At 72.2% G+C, this 16,923-nt stretch carries 18 protein-coding genes; 12 read left to right on the plus strand and 6 right to left on the minus strand.

What is annotated here, in order from left to right:
- Positions 1-693: 693 nt before the first annotated feature.
- Together ABT130_RS34800 and ABT130_RS34805 are read left to right on the plus strand one after the other, a co-directional pair.
- Positions 694-1,074 carry a phage holin family protein gene (locus ABT130_RS34800; RefSeq protein ID WP_350962804.1) on the plus strand — a complete coding sequence of 127 codons (381 nt, stop codon included), beginning with the start codon at positions 694-696 and terminating at the stop codon, positions 1,072-1,074.
- A gap of 4 nt (positions 1,075-1,078) precedes the next feature.
- Positions 1,079-2,485 (plus strand): aromatic amino acid lyase, encoded by a 1,407-nt coding sequence (locus tag ABT130_RS34805; protein ID WP_350962807.1) that lies wholly within the window; start codon positions 1,079-1,081, stop codon positions 2,483-2,485.
- Between the two features lie 11 nt (positions 2,486-2,496).
- Here the strand turns inward: ABT130_RS34805 and ABT130_RS34810 are convergent, their stop codons facing one another.
- Positions 2,497-3,450, minus strand: coding sequence for a LacI family DNA-binding transcriptional regulator (locus ABT130_RS34810; RefSeq protein ID WP_350962810.1), 954 nt, complete (start codon positions 3,448-3,450; stop codon positions 2,497-2,499).
- A gap of 236 nt (positions 3,451-3,686) precedes the next feature.
- Between ABT130_RS34810 and ABT130_RS34815 the strand changes: the two genes are divergently transcribed.
- Together ABT130_RS34815 and ABT130_RS34820 are read left to right on the plus strand one after the other, a co-directional pair.
- On the plus strand, positions 3,687-4,607 hold the full coding sequence (locus tag ABT130_RS34815) for an amidohydrolase family protein (RefSeq protein WP_350912170.1): 921 nt from the start codon (positions 3,687-3,689) through the stop codon (positions 4,605-4,607).
- A gap of 115 nt (positions 4,608-4,722) precedes the next feature.
- A complete protein-coding gene (locus ABT130_RS34820; RefSeq protein ID WP_350912168.1) occupies positions 4,723-5,241 on the plus strand; it encodes a cysteine dioxygenase in 519 nt (172 codons plus the stop codon).
- Positions 5,242-5,296: 55 nt separating this feature from the next.
- Here the strand turns inward: ABT130_RS34820 and ABT130_RS34825 are convergent, their stop codons facing one another.
- Both ABT130_RS34825 and ABT130_RS34830 read right to left on the minus strand, forming a co-directional pair.
- Positions 5,297-6,394, minus strand: a complete 1,098-nt coding sequence (locus ABT130_RS34825) for a glycerophosphodiester phosphodiesterase (protein WP_350962812.1) — start codon at positions 6,392-6,394, stop codon at positions 5,297-5,299.
- Positions 6,395-6,553: 159 nt separating this feature from the next.
- Positions 6,554-7,792 carry a CynX/NimT family MFS transporter gene (locus ABT130_RS34830; RefSeq protein ID WP_350962815.1) on the minus strand — a complete coding sequence of 413 codons (1,239 nt, stop codon included), beginning with the start codon at positions 7,790-7,792 and terminating at the stop codon, positions 6,554-6,556.
- A gap of 206 nt (positions 7,793-7,998) precedes the next feature.
- Here ABT130_RS34830 and ABT130_RS34835 point away from each other — a divergent pair, with 206 nt between their 5' ends.
- The 5 genes from ABT130_RS34835 to ABT130_RS34855 all read left to right on the plus strand — a co-directional run bounded on the left by ABT130_RS34835 (position 7,999) and on the right by ABT130_RS34855 (position 12,284).
- Entirely contained in the window at positions 7,999-8,799 is an 801-nt protein-coding gene (locus tag ABT130_RS34835) for a CoA transferase subunit A (RefSeq protein WP_350962817.1), read from the plus strand.
- Between the two features lie 41 nt (positions 8,800-8,840).
- Complete coding sequence (locus ABT130_RS34840; RefSeq protein ID WP_350962860.1) at positions 8,841-9,569, plus strand: CoA-transferase subunit beta; 729 nt, start codon at positions 8,841-8,843, stop codon at positions 9,567-9,569.
- A 103-nt stretch (positions 9,570-9,672) separates the two neighbouring features.
- Positions 9,673-11,013, plus strand: a complete 1,341-nt coding sequence (gene pcaB, locus ABT130_RS34845) for a 3-carboxy-cis,cis-muconate cycloisomerase (protein WP_350962820.1) — start codon at positions 9,673-9,675, stop codon at positions 11,011-11,013.
- A 43-nt stretch (positions 11,014-11,056) separates the two neighbouring features.
- Positions 11,057-11,479: a 4-carboxymuconolactone decarboxylase gene (gene pcaC, locus ABT130_RS34850; RefSeq protein WP_350912140.1), complete on the plus strand. Its 423-nt coding sequence runs from the start codon at positions 11,057-11,059 to the stop codon at positions 11,477-11,479.
- Complete coding sequence (locus ABT130_RS34855; RefSeq protein WP_350962822.1) at positions 11,463-12,284, plus strand: IclR family transcriptional regulator domain-containing protein; 822 nt, start codon at positions 11,463-11,465, stop codon at positions 12,282-12,284. The genes pcaC and ABT130_RS34855 overlap by 17 nt, the downstream gene beginning before the upstream one ends.
- Before the next feature lie 17 nt (positions 12,285-12,301).
- Here ABT130_RS34855 and ABT130_RS34860 read toward each other — a convergent pair whose 3' ends face one another.
- Complete coding sequence (locus ABT130_RS34860) at positions 12,302-12,712, minus strand: winged helix-turn-helix transcriptional regulator (protein ID WP_350962825.1); 411 nt, start codon at positions 12,710-12,712, stop codon at positions 12,302-12,304.
- A 90-nt stretch (positions 12,713-12,802) separates the two neighbouring features.
- Between ABT130_RS34860 and ABT130_RS34865 the strand changes: the two genes are divergently transcribed.
- Together ABT130_RS34865 and ABT130_RS34870 are read left to right on the plus strand one after the other, a co-directional pair.
- On the plus strand, positions 12,803-13,660 hold the full coding sequence (locus ABT130_RS34865; RefSeq protein ID WP_350962826.1) for an SDR family oxidoreductase: 858 nt from the start codon (positions 12,803-12,805) through the stop codon (positions 13,658-13,660).
- A gap of 142 nt (positions 13,661-13,802) precedes the next feature.
- Entirely contained in the window at positions 13,803-14,792 is a 990-nt protein-coding gene (locus ABT130_RS34870; RefSeq protein WP_451934920.1) for a LacI family DNA-binding transcriptional regulator, read from the plus strand.
- 145 nt (positions 14,793-14,937) lie between these two features.
- Here the strand turns inward: ABT130_RS34870 and ABT130_RS34875 are convergent, their stop codons facing one another.
- On the minus strand, positions 14,938-15,591 hold the full coding sequence (locus ABT130_RS34875; RefSeq protein ID WP_350962829.1) for an NAD(P)-dependent oxidoreductase: 654 nt from the start codon (positions 15,589-15,591) through the stop codon (positions 14,938-14,940).
- Positions 15,592-15,699: 108 nt separating this feature from the next.
- Here ABT130_RS34875 and ABT130_RS34880 point away from each other — a divergent pair, with 108 nt between their 5' ends.
- Entirely contained in the window at positions 15,700-16,062 is a 363-nt protein-coding gene (locus ABT130_RS34880) for a winged helix-turn-helix transcriptional regulator (RefSeq protein WP_350912128.1), read from the plus strand.
- Positions 16,063-16,072: 10 nt separating this feature from the next.
- Here the strand turns inward: ABT130_RS34880 and ABT130_RS34885 are convergent, their stop codons facing one another.
- Complete coding sequence (locus tag ABT130_RS34885; protein ID WP_350962832.1) at positions 16,073-16,906, minus strand: pentapeptide repeat-containing protein; 834 nt, start codon at positions 16,904-16,906, stop codon at positions 16,073-16,075.
- Positions 16,907-16,923: the final 17 nt, after the last annotated feature.

Genomic DNA, 16,923 nt, shown 5'->3' on the forward strand with positions numbered 1-16,923 from the left:
CCCCACCGCGGCCCCCGGGCCGGGGCCGGATCCGGGACCGGGCTTGGGGCCAGGGCCAGGGGCAGGCTTGGGAGCCGAACCTGGGCCGGCCCCGGGGCCCGGCTTGGGGACGGGGCCGGGCTTGGGAGCCGGGCCGGGGCCGGATCCGGGACCGGGCTTGGGGCCCGGCTTGGGGCCAGGGCCAGGCTTGGGAGCCGAACCTGGGCCGGCCCCGGGGCCCGGCTTGGGGACGGGGCCGGGTTTGGGAGCCGGGCCGGGTTTAGGGGCGGGATCGGGCCTCGGGCCCGGCTTGGGGACGGGCCGGCTTCCGGGTTCCGTCCCGCCTCCGGTGGACTGATCTCCTGATCGGCCGCTGGATGGTCGGTCGTCCGACATGATGAGGCCCCCCTCGGCGATTCGCGCTTCTCATCTGGGACTTTCCCATCCGGTAGCGGTCCTCCTCGCGAGGCGGCGACGCACCTGACAAGATCTCGCCACTTTCGTGACCGCATCTGGTCATGGATGCGAAACTTTGCACGGATGCCGGGACGCGGTCCGCCGCCCCGGCCGCCATGGTCGCCGTGCCCGTGGCGCTCGGTATCGATCGGATCAGCAGGCGCTCAGCCGACCAGCAAAGTGTCTAGTGTCCTTATATATCCGCCTCGGGCTGCAGATCTGCCGCCCGCCCGACCATCCATGCGAGGATGCCCAAACGTGAAGATAATCATCAAAATACTGGTGGTGGCCGCCGCCCTGTGGGCGGCGACCCGGCTCGTGGACGGCATCACGGTGTCCGCGCAGACCCCCGTCAAGGAGATCGGCACGCTCCTCGCCGTCGCCCTGGTGTTCGGGATCGTCAACACCGTTCTCAAGCCCATCATCAAGACGCTCGGCTGCGCCTTCTACATCCTCACGCTGGGCCTGTTCGCCCTGGTCGTCAACGCCGGACTGCTCCTGCTGACCAGCTGGATCGCCAAGGAGCTCAGCCTGCCCTTCCACGTGGAGGGCTTCTGGCCCGCGTTCTGGGGCGCGATCGTCATCGGCCTGGTCAGCTGGATCCTCGACCTGATCCTCGACGCGATCGTCGGCGACTGAGCCGATGGTCGTCCTCCTTGACGGCGCCCACCTGACCTGCGAGCAGGTCGATCGGGCGGCTCACGGCTCCGGGGTCGCGCTGGGCTCCACGGCCCGCGCGCGGGCGGCATGGCGGACGGCCGCCCTGCTCGAAGGGCCGGTGTACGGCCGGACCACCGGTGTGGGCGCCAACAAGGACGTGGAGACCGAGGCCGCCGGTCTCGACCTGCTCCGCAGCCACGCGGGCGGTGCGGGACCGCGGATCGAGGAGTTCCGTGCCCGCGCCACCCTCGTCGTCCGCCTCAACCAGCTGCTCGCCGGCGGCTCGGGGGTCGACCCCGCACTCCTGCCGGTACTCGCCGCCGCCGTCAACCGGGGCCTGACCCCGCCGATCCGCACCTACGGCGCCATCGGCACCGGCGACCTCACCGCCCTGGCCACCACCGCGCTCTGCCTGGTGGGCGAGCTTGCCTGGAGACCTCCCTCCAGGAGCGCACAGACCGAGGGCGCACAGACCGGGCCCCCCGCCGGAACGCGGGCCGACGAGCCCGTACCCCGGTTCGCGCTCGCCGCCGGTGACGCGCTGCCGTTCATCAGCTCGGGTGCGGCGACCCTGGCGGACGCGGCACTGGCCTGCCATCGCCTGGGAGTCCTGCTGTCCGCCGCCACCGCGGTCGCGGCCCGCTCCTTCCTGGCCGTCGAGGCCTCACTGGAACCGCTCTCCCCCGTCGTGCAGCGCGGCCCCGAGCAGACCTCGGTCGCGGCCGAGCTGCGCGACCTGGTCGGCGCCACCAGCCCGCGCCGCGTGCAGGACCCGTACGGCTACCGTGCCTTCCCACAGGTCCACGGGGCCGCACTCGACGCTCTTCGCCACGCGGAGCGGACCGTCGCCGAGGAGATGAACGCGGCCCCGGAGAACCCGTTGATCGCCGACGGCCGGGCCTGGCACAACGGCAACTTCCACTCGGCACGGGTCGCGCTCGCCCTCGACGCCCTGCGGGCCGCGCTCGTGCAGACCGCGACGGTGAGCGCCGCCAGGCTCGCCACCCTGAACGACCCGGCCCACACGGGGCTGCTCCCCTTCCTCGCCGAGCGCCCCGGCGGCTCCGGGGTGATGATCCTCGAATACGTCGCGCACTCCGCCCTGGCCGAGCTGCGCCATCTGGCCGCCCCCGTCACCCTGGGGGGCGCCGTGCTCTCCCTGGGGACCGAGGACCACGCGAGCTTCACCCCGCAGGCGGCCCGCTCCGCGCTCGCCGCCGTCGAGCCGCTGGAGATCGTCCTGGCCTGCGAGCTGGTGGCCTCCGTACGGACCCTGCGCCTGCGTGGCGTCCCCTGCGACCTGCCCCTCGATCCCGCGCTGGACGACCGCCCGCTGGACACCGACCTCGACGTGGCACGCGGGCTCCTGCCCGGCCTCGCCGTTCGCTGACTCCCCGCCGGTCAGCCGACCGAGCCGCGCTCGTGGAGCTGGGGGGCCTGGACGATGCGGCGGCGGCGCGGGTTGCCGTCGGCGGCGGCCACCACCATCCGGACGGCGGCGCGGACGATGCCGTCGATGTCCCAGTCGACGGTGGTCAGGCCGGGGGTGAGCAGACCCGACATGGGGTGGTCGTCGTAGCCCATCACCGACACCTCCGACGGGATGACCAGCCCCCGTTCGGCCGAGGCCGCGTAGACGCCGTAGGCGATCGAGTCGGCGAAGCAGAAGAACGCCCGGTGCCCGGCGTCGAGCATCTCGCCGGCGACCCTGGTGGCGGATGCCGGCGACTGCGGGGCGGTGACCAGCTCGATGTCCAGATCCAGCCGCCCGGCCTCGGCCATGACGTGCACGTCGGCGGGCCTGTCGGGGGTGCTGGCCCTGGTCGAGGTGAGGACGGCCAGGCGCCGGTGCCCCCGCTCGCGCAGGTGTTCCAGGGCCAGGGTCACCCCGGCCCTGTTGTCGAAGACGACCTCGCCCGCGGCGCGCGCGCCGGCCAGCGCGTCACCGATCGACACCACCGGCAGCCCCTCGCACAGCTCGGCCCAGAGCGGTGCCGCGGGGTCGACCGGCTGCACGATCAGCGCGTCCACCCGCTGGTCGCGGAGCTGCCTGGCGAGCGTGTGCTCCCTGGCGGGGTCGCCCGCGGCGTCCAGGATCAGGGCGTAGCGGTCGTTGTCCTTGAGCGCGCGGCCGATACCGACGGCCAGTGCCTGCTGCCAGAGATCCTCCAGCGAGCCGCAGAGCAGGCCGATCATGCCGGTTCTGCCGCTGGCCAGCGCGCGGGCGATGGGATCGGCCTCGTAGCCGAGCTCGGCCGCGGCCCGGCGCACCCGCTCGATGGTCTCCTCCGAGACCTGCATGCCGCGCAGCGCGTACGAGACGGCGGCGGGTGACAGGCCGGTGGCCTTCGCCACCTCACGTATGGTCGCTCGTTTCCGAGGCTGGGGCATCGGACCAGCCTATTCCTCGGGACCTCTGGGAGCGCGCTCCACAGCGAATCACATCTTTCCGGAGGTATTGACACAATAGTAGGTGAAACGGTTCACTGAAACGGTTCACTGAACCGTGTCACTGTTGGATGTACCATGGTGAGAGCGGTTACCTATATTGTAGGTAGGGAATACCTCGATAGGCCGGGAGGAGGACGGTTGTGACCGTCGACGTTCACCAGCATCTGTGGACGCCCGCATTCGTCGACGCGCTCAGGCGCCGCACGGCCGCCCCCCGCCTCGACGGCTGGACCCTCCACACGGACGGCGAGCCCCCCTACGAGGTCAACCCCGCGGACCACGACCTCGCCGCGCGCCTCGCGCTGAACTCGGACCTCGCCCTCGCCCTGGTGTCGCTGTCCAGCCCGCTCGGCATCGAATCGCTACCGCCCGAGGACGCCTGGCCGATCATCGACGCCTACCACGAGGATGCCCTCGCCCTGCCCGCGCCGTTCGGCGCCTGGGCGGCGACCTGCCTCAGCGAGATCGATCCGGACAGGCTCGCCAGAAGCCTCGACACCCGGCATGCGGGGCGGAGGTTCGCCGGGCTCCAGCTGCCCGCGACCGCCGTGCGCGACGCCGCGGGCCTGGCCAGGGTCGCCCCGCTGCTCGACGCGCTCACCGAGCGCGACCTGCCGCTCTTCGTGCACCCCGGCCCCGCCCCCGAGGCCGAGGAACCCGAGGGGGCCGGGGTGCCCGGCTGGTGGCCCGCCGTCGTGCCGTACGTGCAGCAGATGCACGCCGCCTGGTACGCCTTCGCCGCCTTCGGCCGGGCCCGCCACCCCCGCCTGCGGGTCTGCTTCTCACTGCTCGCCGGGCTGGCCCCGCTCCACTCCGAGCGCCTGGCCAACCGCGGCGGGGAGGGCCGGGGGCAGGTCGACCCCGGCATCTTCCTGGAGACCTCCTCCTACGGCCCGCGCGCCATCGACGCGATCATCCGCGAGCTCGGCGTCGACGTCGTGGTCAGCGGTTCCGACCAGCCCTATGCCGCCGCCCCGGACCCGGGACTCGGCGACGCCGCCTGGCACGCCATCGCGGTCACCAATCCCAACCGTCTACTGGATCGAAAGGAGTCGCGTTAGTGAACCAGTCCCAGGGCCGTGAGAGCTGTGCGCTCCCGGCGACGACGGCCCCGAACGGCGAGATCGCCAGGCGAGTGGACAGCCGCGGCTCCAAGCCGTCCGGCGGTGAGTCCTGATGAGCTACGAAGCCCTGCCCGCCCGCGTCCTCGACCGGCGCGAGCTGCTCGACCTGGTCAACGAGCTGGCCGCCGACCCCTCCCGGTGGGAGGACCAGGTCGAGTTCCCCGAGGAGGGGGGCCGCCACTACGCCTCCCTCTACCGTGACTCCCACGTCGACATCTGGCTGCTGTGCTGGCGGCCCGAGGACGACACCGGCTGGCACGACCACGACACCTCCTCCGGCGCGGTCCGGGTGGTGGCCGGGACGCTTCTGGAGTGCAACCCCCGGATCGGCGGCGAGCACCTGGAGACCGCGATCTCCCAGGGCGAGTCCTTCTCCTTCGGCCCCGACCACATCCACCGGCTGAACGGCGCGGTGCACGGCAGCGTCTCGATCCACGCCTACTCGCCGCCGCTCTGGCGCCTGGGCCAGTACTCGATCAGCGACAGCGGCGTGATGCGCCGCGTCTCGGTCAGCTACGCCGACGAGCTGCGCCCGCTGGACGACGTCGAGCAGATGGTCGAGGTCGCCTGAGGCCGATGACACGGTCCGTCACCGGCCGACCGGTGACGGACCGATGTGGATCGGGTCAGAACACCCGCTCCCGCACCGCCCTGGCCATGCCCGGGTCGTCGGCGAAGACGCCGTCCAGGCCGAGCCGGTAGAGCCTCTCCAGCCAGCCCATCACGTCGCCGGTGGCCCGGGGGAAGGCCGGGCTGGCCGGGTTGCCCAGCCGGAAGTCCAGCGGAAGGTGTGAGTTCTCGTTCCTGACGGTCCAGGCGTGCACCTTCAGTCCCGCCTCGTGGGCGTCCCGGATGAACGTGGTGGGCGGCAGCAGGCGGCCGTCGGGTCCCGCCGGCACGATCCGCCGGGTGTCGACGCCGACGCCGTCCGCGTAACCGGCCACCTCACGCAGCCCCGCGGGGGTGACCATGGCGTCGTAGGTGCGCGGGTCTCCGGCCGCGATCCAGTCCTGCGGGGCGCCGCCGGCGGTGATCAGCTGGATCAGCGGCAGCTCCGTCATCTTGCTCAGTTCGCGCAGGTTGGCGGTCTCGAAGGACTGGATGAAGACCGGGGCGCCGCTCCCGCTCCAGCCGTGCCTGCCGAGCACCTCCAGCAGTGGCTCCTCCAGGGAGAGGCCGATGGAGTCGAAGTAGCTCGGGCTCTTGGTCTCCGGGTAGACCCCGACCCCGTGCCGCCGTGCCAGCTCGACCACCTCGTCGAAGGTGGGGATCTCCGCGAGGCCGTTGAAGACGGTGTTCCCCGGGCGCAGGTCGGGGATGCGCTCCTCGGCCCTGAGGGTCTTCAGCTCGGCGAGCGTGAAGTCCTCGGTGAACCAGCCGGTGATGGACCTGCCGTTGACGGTCTTGGTGGTCCGGCGGTCCGCGAACTCGGGATGGTTCTCGACGTCCGTGGTGGCGCCGATCTCGTTCTCGTGCCTGGCGACCAGCACGTGGTCCTTGGTCGCGACCAGGTCGGGCTCGATGTAGTCGGCGCCGAGCGCGATGGCGGCCTCGTAGGAGAGCAGGGTGTGCTCGGGCCGGTGCGCACTGGCGCCCCGGTGGCCGATGACGATGGGTTCGCGGACACGGGGCTCGGCGATCGCGGGTTCGGATTGTGGCAACACGAAGGCGACGGTACCGGTCACGAGGGCCGACAGCACCGCGGCCTGAAACCTACGGATCATGCCGAGGACCGTAGGAGAGTCAGATGACTTGTTGAGTAACGACGCGCAAAGGAAGCGGGTCAGATAGACAGTGGATCACAAAGGTTGAGGAGCCCCGGAGGCGGCAGAGCACGAAACGGCGCGGCCTGAGTGCCAAGAAACGGGTCCCGGGGACGCCGGTCAGGCCAGGGAGGGGGAATCCTCGGCCGGCCGGGTTCCCGGCGGGGCGCCCGTACCGGCCTGCGTGACCGGTCGCCCCGCCAGGAACCCGGCCGCCAGTTGCAGGCCGCACGCGCCGAGCCCGGCCAGCAGCGGCAGCGTCCAGCCACCGGAGAACTGGTGGAGCGCGCCGACCAGGAGCGGCCCGAGCGCGGCCAGCACATACCCGACGGACTGGGCGACGGCCGAGAGCGCGGTCACCGAGACCGGGTCGGGGGCGCGGAGCGCGATGATGAGCAGGGCCAGCGCGATCGAGGCGCCCTGCCCCACACCGAGGACGATCATCCAGAGCCACGGGAGGGTGGCCGGGGCGAACAGCACACCGAGGTATCCGGCCACCGTGAGGAGGGTCGCGGCGGTGACGTACGGCACCTGCGACCGCGCGCGCCCGGCGAGGATCGGGACCGTGAACGTGGCCGCCACCTGGGCCAGGTTGGTGAGGCTGAGCAGGTATCCGGCCTGGTCGGCGGGGAGTCCCGCGTCCTTGAAGATCGTCGGTAGCCAGGCCAGCATGACGTAGAAGGTCAGCGACTGCAGGCCCATGTAGACGGTGACGTACCAGGTCATCCGGGTGCGGAGCAGCTGTGCGAACGGTCTGGGCGCGACCTCGGAGCGGGCGGGGCGGCGCAGCGCCTGGGGCAGCCAGAACACCGCGGCGGCCAGCGCCGGGATCGCGGTCATCGCGGTCACCTCGCGCCAGCCGTACCCGGTGGCACGCTCCAGCGGGATCATCAGCCCGGACGCCGCGGCGGCGCCCAGCACCAGTCCGGAGACGTAGATCCCGGTGAACAGGCCGACTCGCGAGGGGAAGTGCTGCTTGACCACGCCGGGCATCGCGACGTTCATGACGGCGATGGCCATGCCGGCGACGGCCGCTCCCGCGTAGAGCGCGGGGACGCTTCCCGCGCTGCGCAGCATCACCCCGGCGGCCAGGATCAGCAGCCCGGCCATGAGCGTGCGGTCCAGGCCGAAGCGGCGGGCGAGCAGCGGGGCGAGCGGGCCCAGCACGCCTAGGCAGACCACCATGGCCGTGGTGATCGCTCCTCCTCCGGCGGCGCTCAGCCCGAGGTCGCCCATGATCTCGTCCAGCACCGGGGAGACGCTCGCCAGCGCGGGCCGCAGGTTGAGCGAGGCGAGCACGAAGCCCGCGATGAGCACCACCCACGACACCCGCGACACACCGACCCCCCGCTCGACCATTGGCCAACCTTCCCACAGCCCGCTTGGTGAAGCGCTTCGAGGGGTAGTGCCCGGCACCCGTGCCGGGCACGCACCGATGAAGCCGCCACGGCAACGCGGTGGCTCACCGATAACGATGGCCACCGGTTTGACCATCCGGACGGTGAGTCAGTATGTTCACTGAAAGAACATTCGTTCGCATACCGAACATGCGTTAAGGGGGCGCGATGGCCACGGTGGTTCCGCTCGCCGAGGCGGTGGCCGATCTCGTGCACGACGGCGACAGCGTGGCGATGGAGGGCTTCACCCACCTCATCCCCTACGCGGCCGGGCACGAGATCATCAGGCAGGGGCGCCGCGATCTCACCCTGATCAGGATGACCCCCGACCTGATCTACGACCAGATGATCGGGATGGGCTGTGCCGGCAGGCTGGTCTTCTCCTGGGGCGGCAACCCCGGGGTGGGCTCGCTGCACCGCTTCCGCGACGCGGTGCAGAACCGCTGGCCAGGCCCCCTGGAGATCGAGGAGCACAGCCACGCAGGCATCGCGAACGCCTACGTCGCCGGGGCCTCCGGGCTGCCCTTCGCGGTGCTGCGCGGTTACCGGGGCACCGACCTGCCCGGCAGGACCGCCAACATCAGGCCGATCACCTGCCCGTTCACCGGCGAGGAGCTGACCGCGGTCCCCGCGATCAACCCGGACGTCGCCGTGATCCACGCGCAGCGCGCCGACCGGCGGGGCAACGTGCAGCTCTGGGGCATCACCGGCGTGCAGAAGGAGGCGGTCCTGGCCGCCCGCCGCTCGCTGGTCACCGTGGAGGAGGTCGTCGACGAGCTGGAGCCGCGCCCCGGCGCGATCGTGCTGCCCGGCTGGGCGATCACCTACGTCTCCGAGGCCCCCGGCGGCTCCCACCCCTCCTACAGCGCCGGGTACTCCAGCCGCGACAACGACTTCTACCTCGCCTGGGACGAGATCAGCCGCGACCGGGAGACCTTCGCGGCCTGGATGAGAGAGCACGTACTTTGACGACCGCCCCCTCCCACAGCGCCGGCTACACCTCCGACGAGATGATGACCGTGGCCGCGGCCCGGCGGCTGCGGGACGGCGGCTCGTGCTTCGTCGGCATCGGCCTGCCCAGCGTCGCCGCCAACCTCGCCCGCCGGACGCACGCCCCCGACCTGGTCCTCGTCTACGAGTCCGGCACCATCGGCGCCAAGCCCGACCGGCCGCCCCTGTCGATCGGGGACGGCGTGCTGGCCGACACCGCCGACGCCGTCGTCAGCGTGCCGGAGATCTTCAACTACTGGCTCCAGCCGGGCCGGATCGACGTCGGATTCCTGGGCGCCGCCCAGATCGACCGGTTCGCCAACATCAACACGACGGTGATCGGCCCCTACGACGACCCGAAGGTCCGGCTGCCCGGCGCGGGCGGGGCCCCCGAGATCGCCGCCTCCTGCCGCGAGGTGACGGTGGTCGTGCGGCAGAGCCGCCGCACGTTCGTCGACCGGGTGGACTTCGTGACCTCCGTGGGCTTCGGCTCGGGGCCCGGCGACCGCGAGCGCCTCGGCCTGCGCGGCAGCGGCCCCCGCACGGTCATCACCGACCTGGGCATCCTGGAGCCCGACCCGGACACCTGCGAGCTGGTCCTCACCCACCTGCACCCTGGCGTCACCCTCGACGAGGCCCGTGCCGCCACCGGCTGGGCGCTGGCCGCCGCCCCCGGCCTCCGCGAGACCACGCCCCCGACCCCCGAGGAGCTCGCCGCCCTCCGCGTGCTCACCGGCAAAAAGCCGTGAAGGGTGCGGCGCCGGGTAGGTCGCCTCTCCGGGGCGGCGCCGTCCCCGGGGAAACCGGCTCCCGATCCGCCGTGACCAACGTTCGAGCCATCCGGAGGTGACCATGACCTCTCCCGTCGCCACCGGGCTGTTCTCCGGGATGTTCGCCAGGGGCGGGGCCGCCGCGCAGGTGTCGGACGTCGCGTGGCTGGCCGCCATGCTGGACGTCGAGTCCGCGCTGGCGACCGCGCAGGCCGGGATCGGGCTGGTCCCCGCCGAGGTGCCCCCGGCGGTGGCCGCGGCCTGCCGTCCCGAGCTCTATGACCTCGCCGAACTGGGCGCCGAGGCGGCCCGGAGCGGCAACCCCGTCATCGGCCTGGTCGCCGCCCTGCGGGCGCGGATCGAGCCCGGCCTGCGGCGGTTCGTGCACTACGGCGCCACCAGCCAGGACATCAACGACACCGCGGCGATGCTGCTCTCCCGCCGCGCCCTGGCCCCCGTCCTGGCCGACCTGTCCGCCTGCGCCGGGGCGTGCGCGCGGCTGGCGTCCGAGCACCGCGGCAGCGTCATGGCCGGGCGTACGGTCGGCCAGCACGCCGTACCGGTCACGTTCGGGCTGAAGGCGGCGGGCTGGCTGAGCGCGCTGGACCGCTCCCGGACCGAGCTGGCGCGGGTGCCGCTGCCGGCCCAGTACGGCGGGGCGGCGGGCACCCTGTCGGTCCTCGGCGAGCGGGGCCACGAGGTGCCGCCGCTGCTCGCGGCCGAGCTCGGGCTGGCCGAACCGGTCATTCCCTGGCACACCGACCGGACCCCGGTCGTCCGGCTCGCCTGCGCGCTCGGCACCGCCACGGGGACGCTCGGCAAGATCGCGAACGATGTGAAGCTGCTGGCCCAGACCGAGGTGGCGGAGGTCGCCGAGCCCACCGGACCCGGGCGGGGCACCTCCAGCGCGATGCCGCACAAGCGGAACCCGGTGGGTTCGATGTCGGTACTCGCCTGCGTCCAGCGCGTACCCGGGCTGGTCGCCTCCCTCCTCGGCGGCATGGTCGCCGAGCACGAGCGCGCGGCCGGGCCCTGGCAGGCCGAGTGGGAGACGCTGGGCGAGCTGCTCCGGCTCACCGGCAGCGCAGCCTCCTGGCTGCGCGAGGTGCTGGAGGGCCTGACCGTGGACACCGCCAGGATGCGCGCCAACCTCGACGCGACCCGGGGGTTGCTGATGGCCGAGCAGGTGGTCGTCCGGCTCGGCGGCACCCCGCAGGACCGGCGGCTGGTGGACGCCGCCTGCGCCCGCGCCGCCGCCGGGGGCCTGGCGCTGCGGGAGGTCCTGCTCGCCGATCCCGGTGTCCCCCTGACCGCCGAGGAGGTCGACGCGGCCCTCGACCCGGCGGGTGCCCTGGGCTCCGCCTTCACCTTCGTCGACCGGGCGCTCGCCGCCCACCGGAACCTCGCGGAACCCGGCACGTGAGCGCGGGGAAGACCGGCGGACGAGCAGGAGAGGAACCAGGGACATGAGCGCGGAGGAGAGCAGGGACATGAGCGGGTGGGAGGCCGGGGACGCGACGCGCCGGGCCGTACTCGGTGACGAGCACGTGGACCGCGCCACCGCGAGCGCCACCCCGTTCACCGCCGACTTCCAGGAGTTCATCACCAGGTACGCCTGGGGGGAGATCTGGACCCGTCCCGGCCTGGACCGGCGCACCCGCAGCTGCATCACCCTCGCCATGCTGGCCACGCTCGGGCAGGAGCACGAGCTGGCCATGCACGTGCGGGCCGCGCTCCGCGTCGGTCTCACCGAGGAGGAGATCAAGGAGGTGCTGCTGCAGACCGCGATCTACGCGGGCGTACCCGCCGCGAACCGGGCGTTCGCGGTGGCACGGGCGGCGCTAGAGTTCGATCGGAACGAGGAGGACGGCGATGATCGAACCGGTTGACCGCGGCTCCGACCACGTGCAGTCGCTGGCGCGCGGACTCTCGGTGATCAAGGCGTTCAGCGCGACGAGCCCCGAGCTGACGCTCAGCGAGGTCGCCCGCGCGACCGGCCTGACCAGGGCGGCGGCCCGCCGGTTCCTGCTGACCCTCGTCGACCTCGGCTACGTCAGGACCGACGGGCGGCTGTTCGCGCTCTCCCCCCGCGTCCTGGACCTCGGGTACGCCTACCTGTCCGGCCTCTCCCTGCCCGAGATGGCCGAGCCGCACCTCGAACGGCTGGTCGCCGAGGTGCACGAGTCTGCGTCGGTGGCCGTGCTCGACGGCGAGGACGTCGTCTACGTGGCCCGGGTGGCCACCACCCGGATCATGCGGGTGACCATCAACATCGGCACCCGCTTCCCGGCCCACTGCACCTCGATGGGCCGGGTGCTGCTCGCCTGGCTGCCCCTGGACGAGCTGGCCGCCTACCTGGAACGTGCCGCACTGCGCAGGTTCACCCCGAAGACCGTCACGACCTCCGAGGCGCTCCGAGCCGAGCTGGAGCGGGTCCGCTCCCAGGGCTGGGCGATGGTCGACCAGGAGCTGGAGGAGGGACTGCGCTCGATCGCCGTGCCGATCCGCGATCGCTCCGGCCGGGTGGCCGCCGCGATGAACATCTCCTCCCACGCGAGCCGTACCACCCCCGAGTCCGCCCGCCGCGACCTGCTGCCGCCGCTGCTCGCGGCGGCGGCCCGCGTCGAGGCCGACCTGCACGCGGCCGGGACCGCGGGAGGCACCACCCGGGCCTCCTGGAGAGAGTCCTCCTGAGCCGTTCCCGCCCGCGGTCACGCCTGGCGGCTGTCGTACGCCTCGCGCGCCGCACCGATCTCGTCCACGGAGCCTTCGAGTAGATCGGCGAGACCGCGCAGACGCGCGGCGACGCGGGCGCCGAGCGGGGTCAGGGAGTACTCCACCCGGGCGGGTATCACCGTCAGCACCTCTCGGGTGACCATGCCGTCTCGCTCAAGGGTCTGCAGGGTCTGCGCCAGCATCTTCTCGCTCACGCCCGCCACCCGTCGCCGCAGGGCGTTGAACCGGTAACCGGACTCGCCGAGGGCGAGCAGCGCGAGGATTCCCCACTTGCCGGCCACATCCTCCAGCGCCGCCCGGGAGGTGCAGTCGCGGGCGAACACGTCGCTGACGAGCTCGTCGGTGGGTTCACCGGTGTCGGGATCGGGGGCACACACGTTCGGCATACCCCAAGGGTACAGAGTTCATAAAATAACCAGTACTGTATAAAAGTTAGTACTGCCGACTGGTAATCACGAGCGACCCCAGGAGAGATCATGACCACCTATGCCATCACCGGCGCCACCGGCCCTCTCGGCCGTCTCGTCATCGACGCGCTGCTCGCCAAGGGCGTCCCCGCCTCCGACGTCGTCGCCATCGCCCGCACCCCGTCCAAGGCCGCCGACCTCGCCGCCAGGGGCGTCGTGGTGCGCGAGGGCGACTACTCCCGGCCCGAGACGCTGCCCGCCGCGCTGCGGGACGTCACCAACCTGCTGCTCATCTCGGGCAACGAGGTCGGCCGGCGGGTGCCCCAGCACACGGCCGTGATCGAGGCCGCCAGGGCCGCCGGAGTCGCGCGCATCGCCTACACCAGCATCCTGCGCGCGGACAGCTCCGAACTCTCCCTCGCCGCGGAGCACAAGGCCACCGAGATCGTGCTGCGCGAGTCCGGCGTCCCGTTCACCCTGCTGCGCAACAGCTGGTACACCGAGAACTACACCGGCCAGCTCGACCGGTACCTTGAGCGCGGCGAGATCCTCGGCGCCGCCGGCGACGGGCGGATCTCCGCCGCCACCCGGGCCGACTACGCCGCCGCCGCTGCCGCCGCGCTGACCGGCGAGGGCCATGACAACGCCGTCTACGAGCTGGGCGGCACGCCGTTCACGCTGGCGGAACTCGCCACGACGATCACCGAGGTGACCGGGACGAAGGTCGTGTACCGCGACGTCACGGTCCCCGAGCTGGCCGGCGTCCTCCAGTCCGCCGGTCTCGACGAGGGCACCGCCCACTTCGTCGCCGGCCTGGACGGGGCCATCGCGCGTGGCGACCTCGACACCCCCGGCGACGATCTCAGCCGCCTGATCGGCCGGCCCGGCACACCGCCGGCCGACGCGGTACGGGCCGCCGCCTCCTGATCCGGGCGTGGGGTCCGGACGTAAGGTCCGGACGTGGCCGGACCCCACGGCCCGCCCGCAACGGACGACGGCTCGGACGCGAGTTCACCCGATCACCGTTGACAACGTTGTCAGTACGCTGTGCATGGGCGATGATCGAGTCGTGACAGAGAGTGTGCGAGGCCGTCCCACCATGAAGGACGTCGCGGAGGCGGCCGGGGTGGCGCTGAAGACCGTCTCCCGGGTCGTCAACGAGGAGCCGGGGGTCAACCCCGCCACGGCCGGACGGGTAACGGCCGCCATCGAGCGGCTCGGCTACCGGCGCAACGAGAGCGCCCGGGTGCTGCGCCGGGGCAGGACCGCGACCATCGGCCTGGTGATCGAGGACGTGGCCGACCCCTTCTACTCGGGGCTCAGCCGCGCGGTCGAGGACGTGGCGCTCCGGCACGGCTCGCTGGTGCTCAGCGGCTCCTCGGGGGAGGACCCCCGGCGCGAGCGGGAACTGATCCTCGCCTTCTGCTCGCGCAGGGTCGACGGCCTGGTCATCGTGCCCGCCGGGACCGACCACGACTACCTGCGGCCCGAACTCGACGCGGGCATCGCCGCCGTCTTCGCCGACCGGCCGGGAGGGCTGGACGCCGACACCGTGCTCTGCGACAACGCGGGCGGCGCGTACGCGGGGGTGAGCCACCTGATCCGGCACGGTCATCGCCGCATCGCCTTCATCGGCGACAGCGCGTCCATCTTCACCTCGGGCGAGCGGCTGCACGGCTACCGCCGCGCCCTCCGCGAGGCGGGCCTGTCCTTCGACCCGTCACTGGTCGCGACCGGCCCGGCCGAGCAGGCGGGTCCCGCGTTGAACCGGATGCTCTCCGGCGACGCCCCGCCCACCGCGGTGTTCACCGGCAACGGCCGGATCACCGTGGCCGTGCTGCGTACCGGACACCGGCCGGCCCTGGTGGGCTTCGACGACTTCGAGCTGGCCGACCTGCTGGTCCCCGGCGTGACCGTGGTGGCCCAGGACCCGGTGCGACTCGGCAGGACCGCCGCCGAGCTGCTGTTCCGCCGCATGTCGGGCGAACAGGGCACCCCCGAGCGGGTCGAGCTGCCGACCCGGCTCATTCCCCGGGGCTCGGGAGAGCTCCCCGGATGAGGCGCCACCAGAGCCGGTGGGCTCGGCGTCTCACCTGGCTGTCGGCTTCTCGGCGCTGAAGGGGGCGAGCTCGCGGCACCTCGTCGACGGCCTTGCGTGACCGTCGAACCACCGCCGATGACAGGATGCCCCGACGTTGCCGCAATCAGTGGGCTACCGCCGCCAGCATGCGGTGGTGCTTCGCCGTCTCGACCTCGTCCACAAGCGCGACCGCCAGGTCGGCGTAGGAGAACGTGGCGGCGTCGTCATCGGCCGGCAGAACCTGGCCACCACCGATCCGGTACCGGCCGGTGCGTGGCGCGTCATTGTCGAGGACGACCGGCGGCGGGGCGAGGACCAGCCAGTCGATCTCCGTGTCCGCCGCACGGAGCACGTCGAGTTCCGCCGCATGCCCGAGGGAGAACGCACGGCCCTCCGCCGGAAAATCGGGCGCGTCATGGACGGGCACCCCAGGCGCGATCTCCAGCGTGGTGCCGATCCCGATCAGCAGAAGCCGGACCACCCCGGACCGTGCCAGGCCATCGAGCAGGGCATGGGCCGCGCCCGTGAAGAACTCCGCTGACGACATGTCGAGCCGGGCGGCGGCGCTGATCGCCGCGTCGTGCCCCGCTGCCACCGCCGCGATGCTGTCCGCGCTGGTGACATCACCGGCGGCCAGTACCACGCCGTCACCTGCCAGGTCCTGGTACCTGGCCGGATCCCGCACTACCGCCGTGACCTGGTGACCACGGGTAACGGCCTCGGCGACCACACGTCGACCCGCACGCCCACCGGCACCGAAGACAACGATCCTGCTCATGAGACGACGCTCCGTTCGACAAGGCCGACCTGAATCGGTGGCCGATGCCACGGACACTATTGGGCGCCCCCTTGGTTTCCGCAACGATAGTTACGTACGCTTGCCGACGTGAGCGAGCCACTTGATCCCGACATGTTCCGCGGATGCGCACACGTCACCTCCCCGGTCCGGATCGGCGACAAATGGACAGGGAAGATCATCCGGTGCCTGGAGGCGGGCCCTCGACGGTTCTCCGAACTGCAGGTGCCCCTGCGCGGCATCACGCCAAAGGTCCTCACCGAGTCACTGCGGGCGATGGAGCGCGACGGATTGATCACACGCACCGCCTACGCCGAGATCCCCCCACGAGTCGAGTACGAACTGGCTCCGCTTGGAACCACGCTCCTCAAGCCCATGGCCGCCTGCTGCGAATGGGCCGAGGCGCACCTGCCCGCGCTGCTCGACGCCCGCGAGGCCCACCAGGGTCGTTGAACCCGGAGCGCTACCAGTGCGCGGGGCGGGTGAGCGCGGCGGGCAGCGTGGTCGCGGCGTCTCCCCTGGCCGCGTTGACCTGGGCCTGGGTGAGGAAGATGCTCCCGGTGAGGTCGGCACCGCGCAGGTCGGCGTCACGGAAGTCCACCCCGATGAGGTCGGCCGTACGCAGGTCGGCGTTTCGCAGGTCGGCCGCGATGAGGTAGGCCCCGCGCAGGTTGGCCCCGCGCAGGTTGGCACCCTTGAGCCTGGCCCCGATCAGATCGGCTCCCCGGTGGTTCTTCTTGCGGCCGGGTACCTCGGCCCGTACCAGCTCGCTGGTGCGGAGCAGCAGGGCGTTGACGCCCTGACGGACCGTCGCCACGTCCGTTTCCACGAGCGTTTCGGCACTGCCACGGGTGAGGCGCTCGGTGTCGTCCAGCGCGTGACGGAGATCATCGTGGATGGGGCGGGCCTGCGGCAGCGCCAGTGCCTCGGTCAGGTACCAGAGCAGCTCGTGGAGCTGCCGCATGACGGGAAACACCTCGAACATCTGCCTGGCGGTGCCCGGAGCCTGCCGCCAGTCCTGCCCGCCGAAGGTGACCTGGGAGACCTGCTGCCCCGCGCCGAAGCAGTCGAAGACGGTGCAGCCGGGAAAACCCCGCTCGCGGAGGTTCGCGTGGATGCCGCAGCGGAAGTCCGCCCGCAGGTTCACGCACGGCTTCCCCGCGTCCTTGTCGATCGCGAAATCGGCCGAGGCGGCGAAGGGCAGCGCGACACAGCACAGCCCGAAGCAGTTCGCACAGTCGGCCCGCAGACCGGGACGGTCTCCGCCCGCCAGGGGGACTTCGCGCTTCCGGGACAACGTAGGTGATCTCCTAA

Origin of the sequence: Streptosporangium sp. NPDC001681, assembly GCF_040298085.1 — a bacterium.
GTDB lineage: Bacteria > Actinomycetota > Actinomycetes > Streptosporangiales > Streptosporangiaceae > Streptosporangium.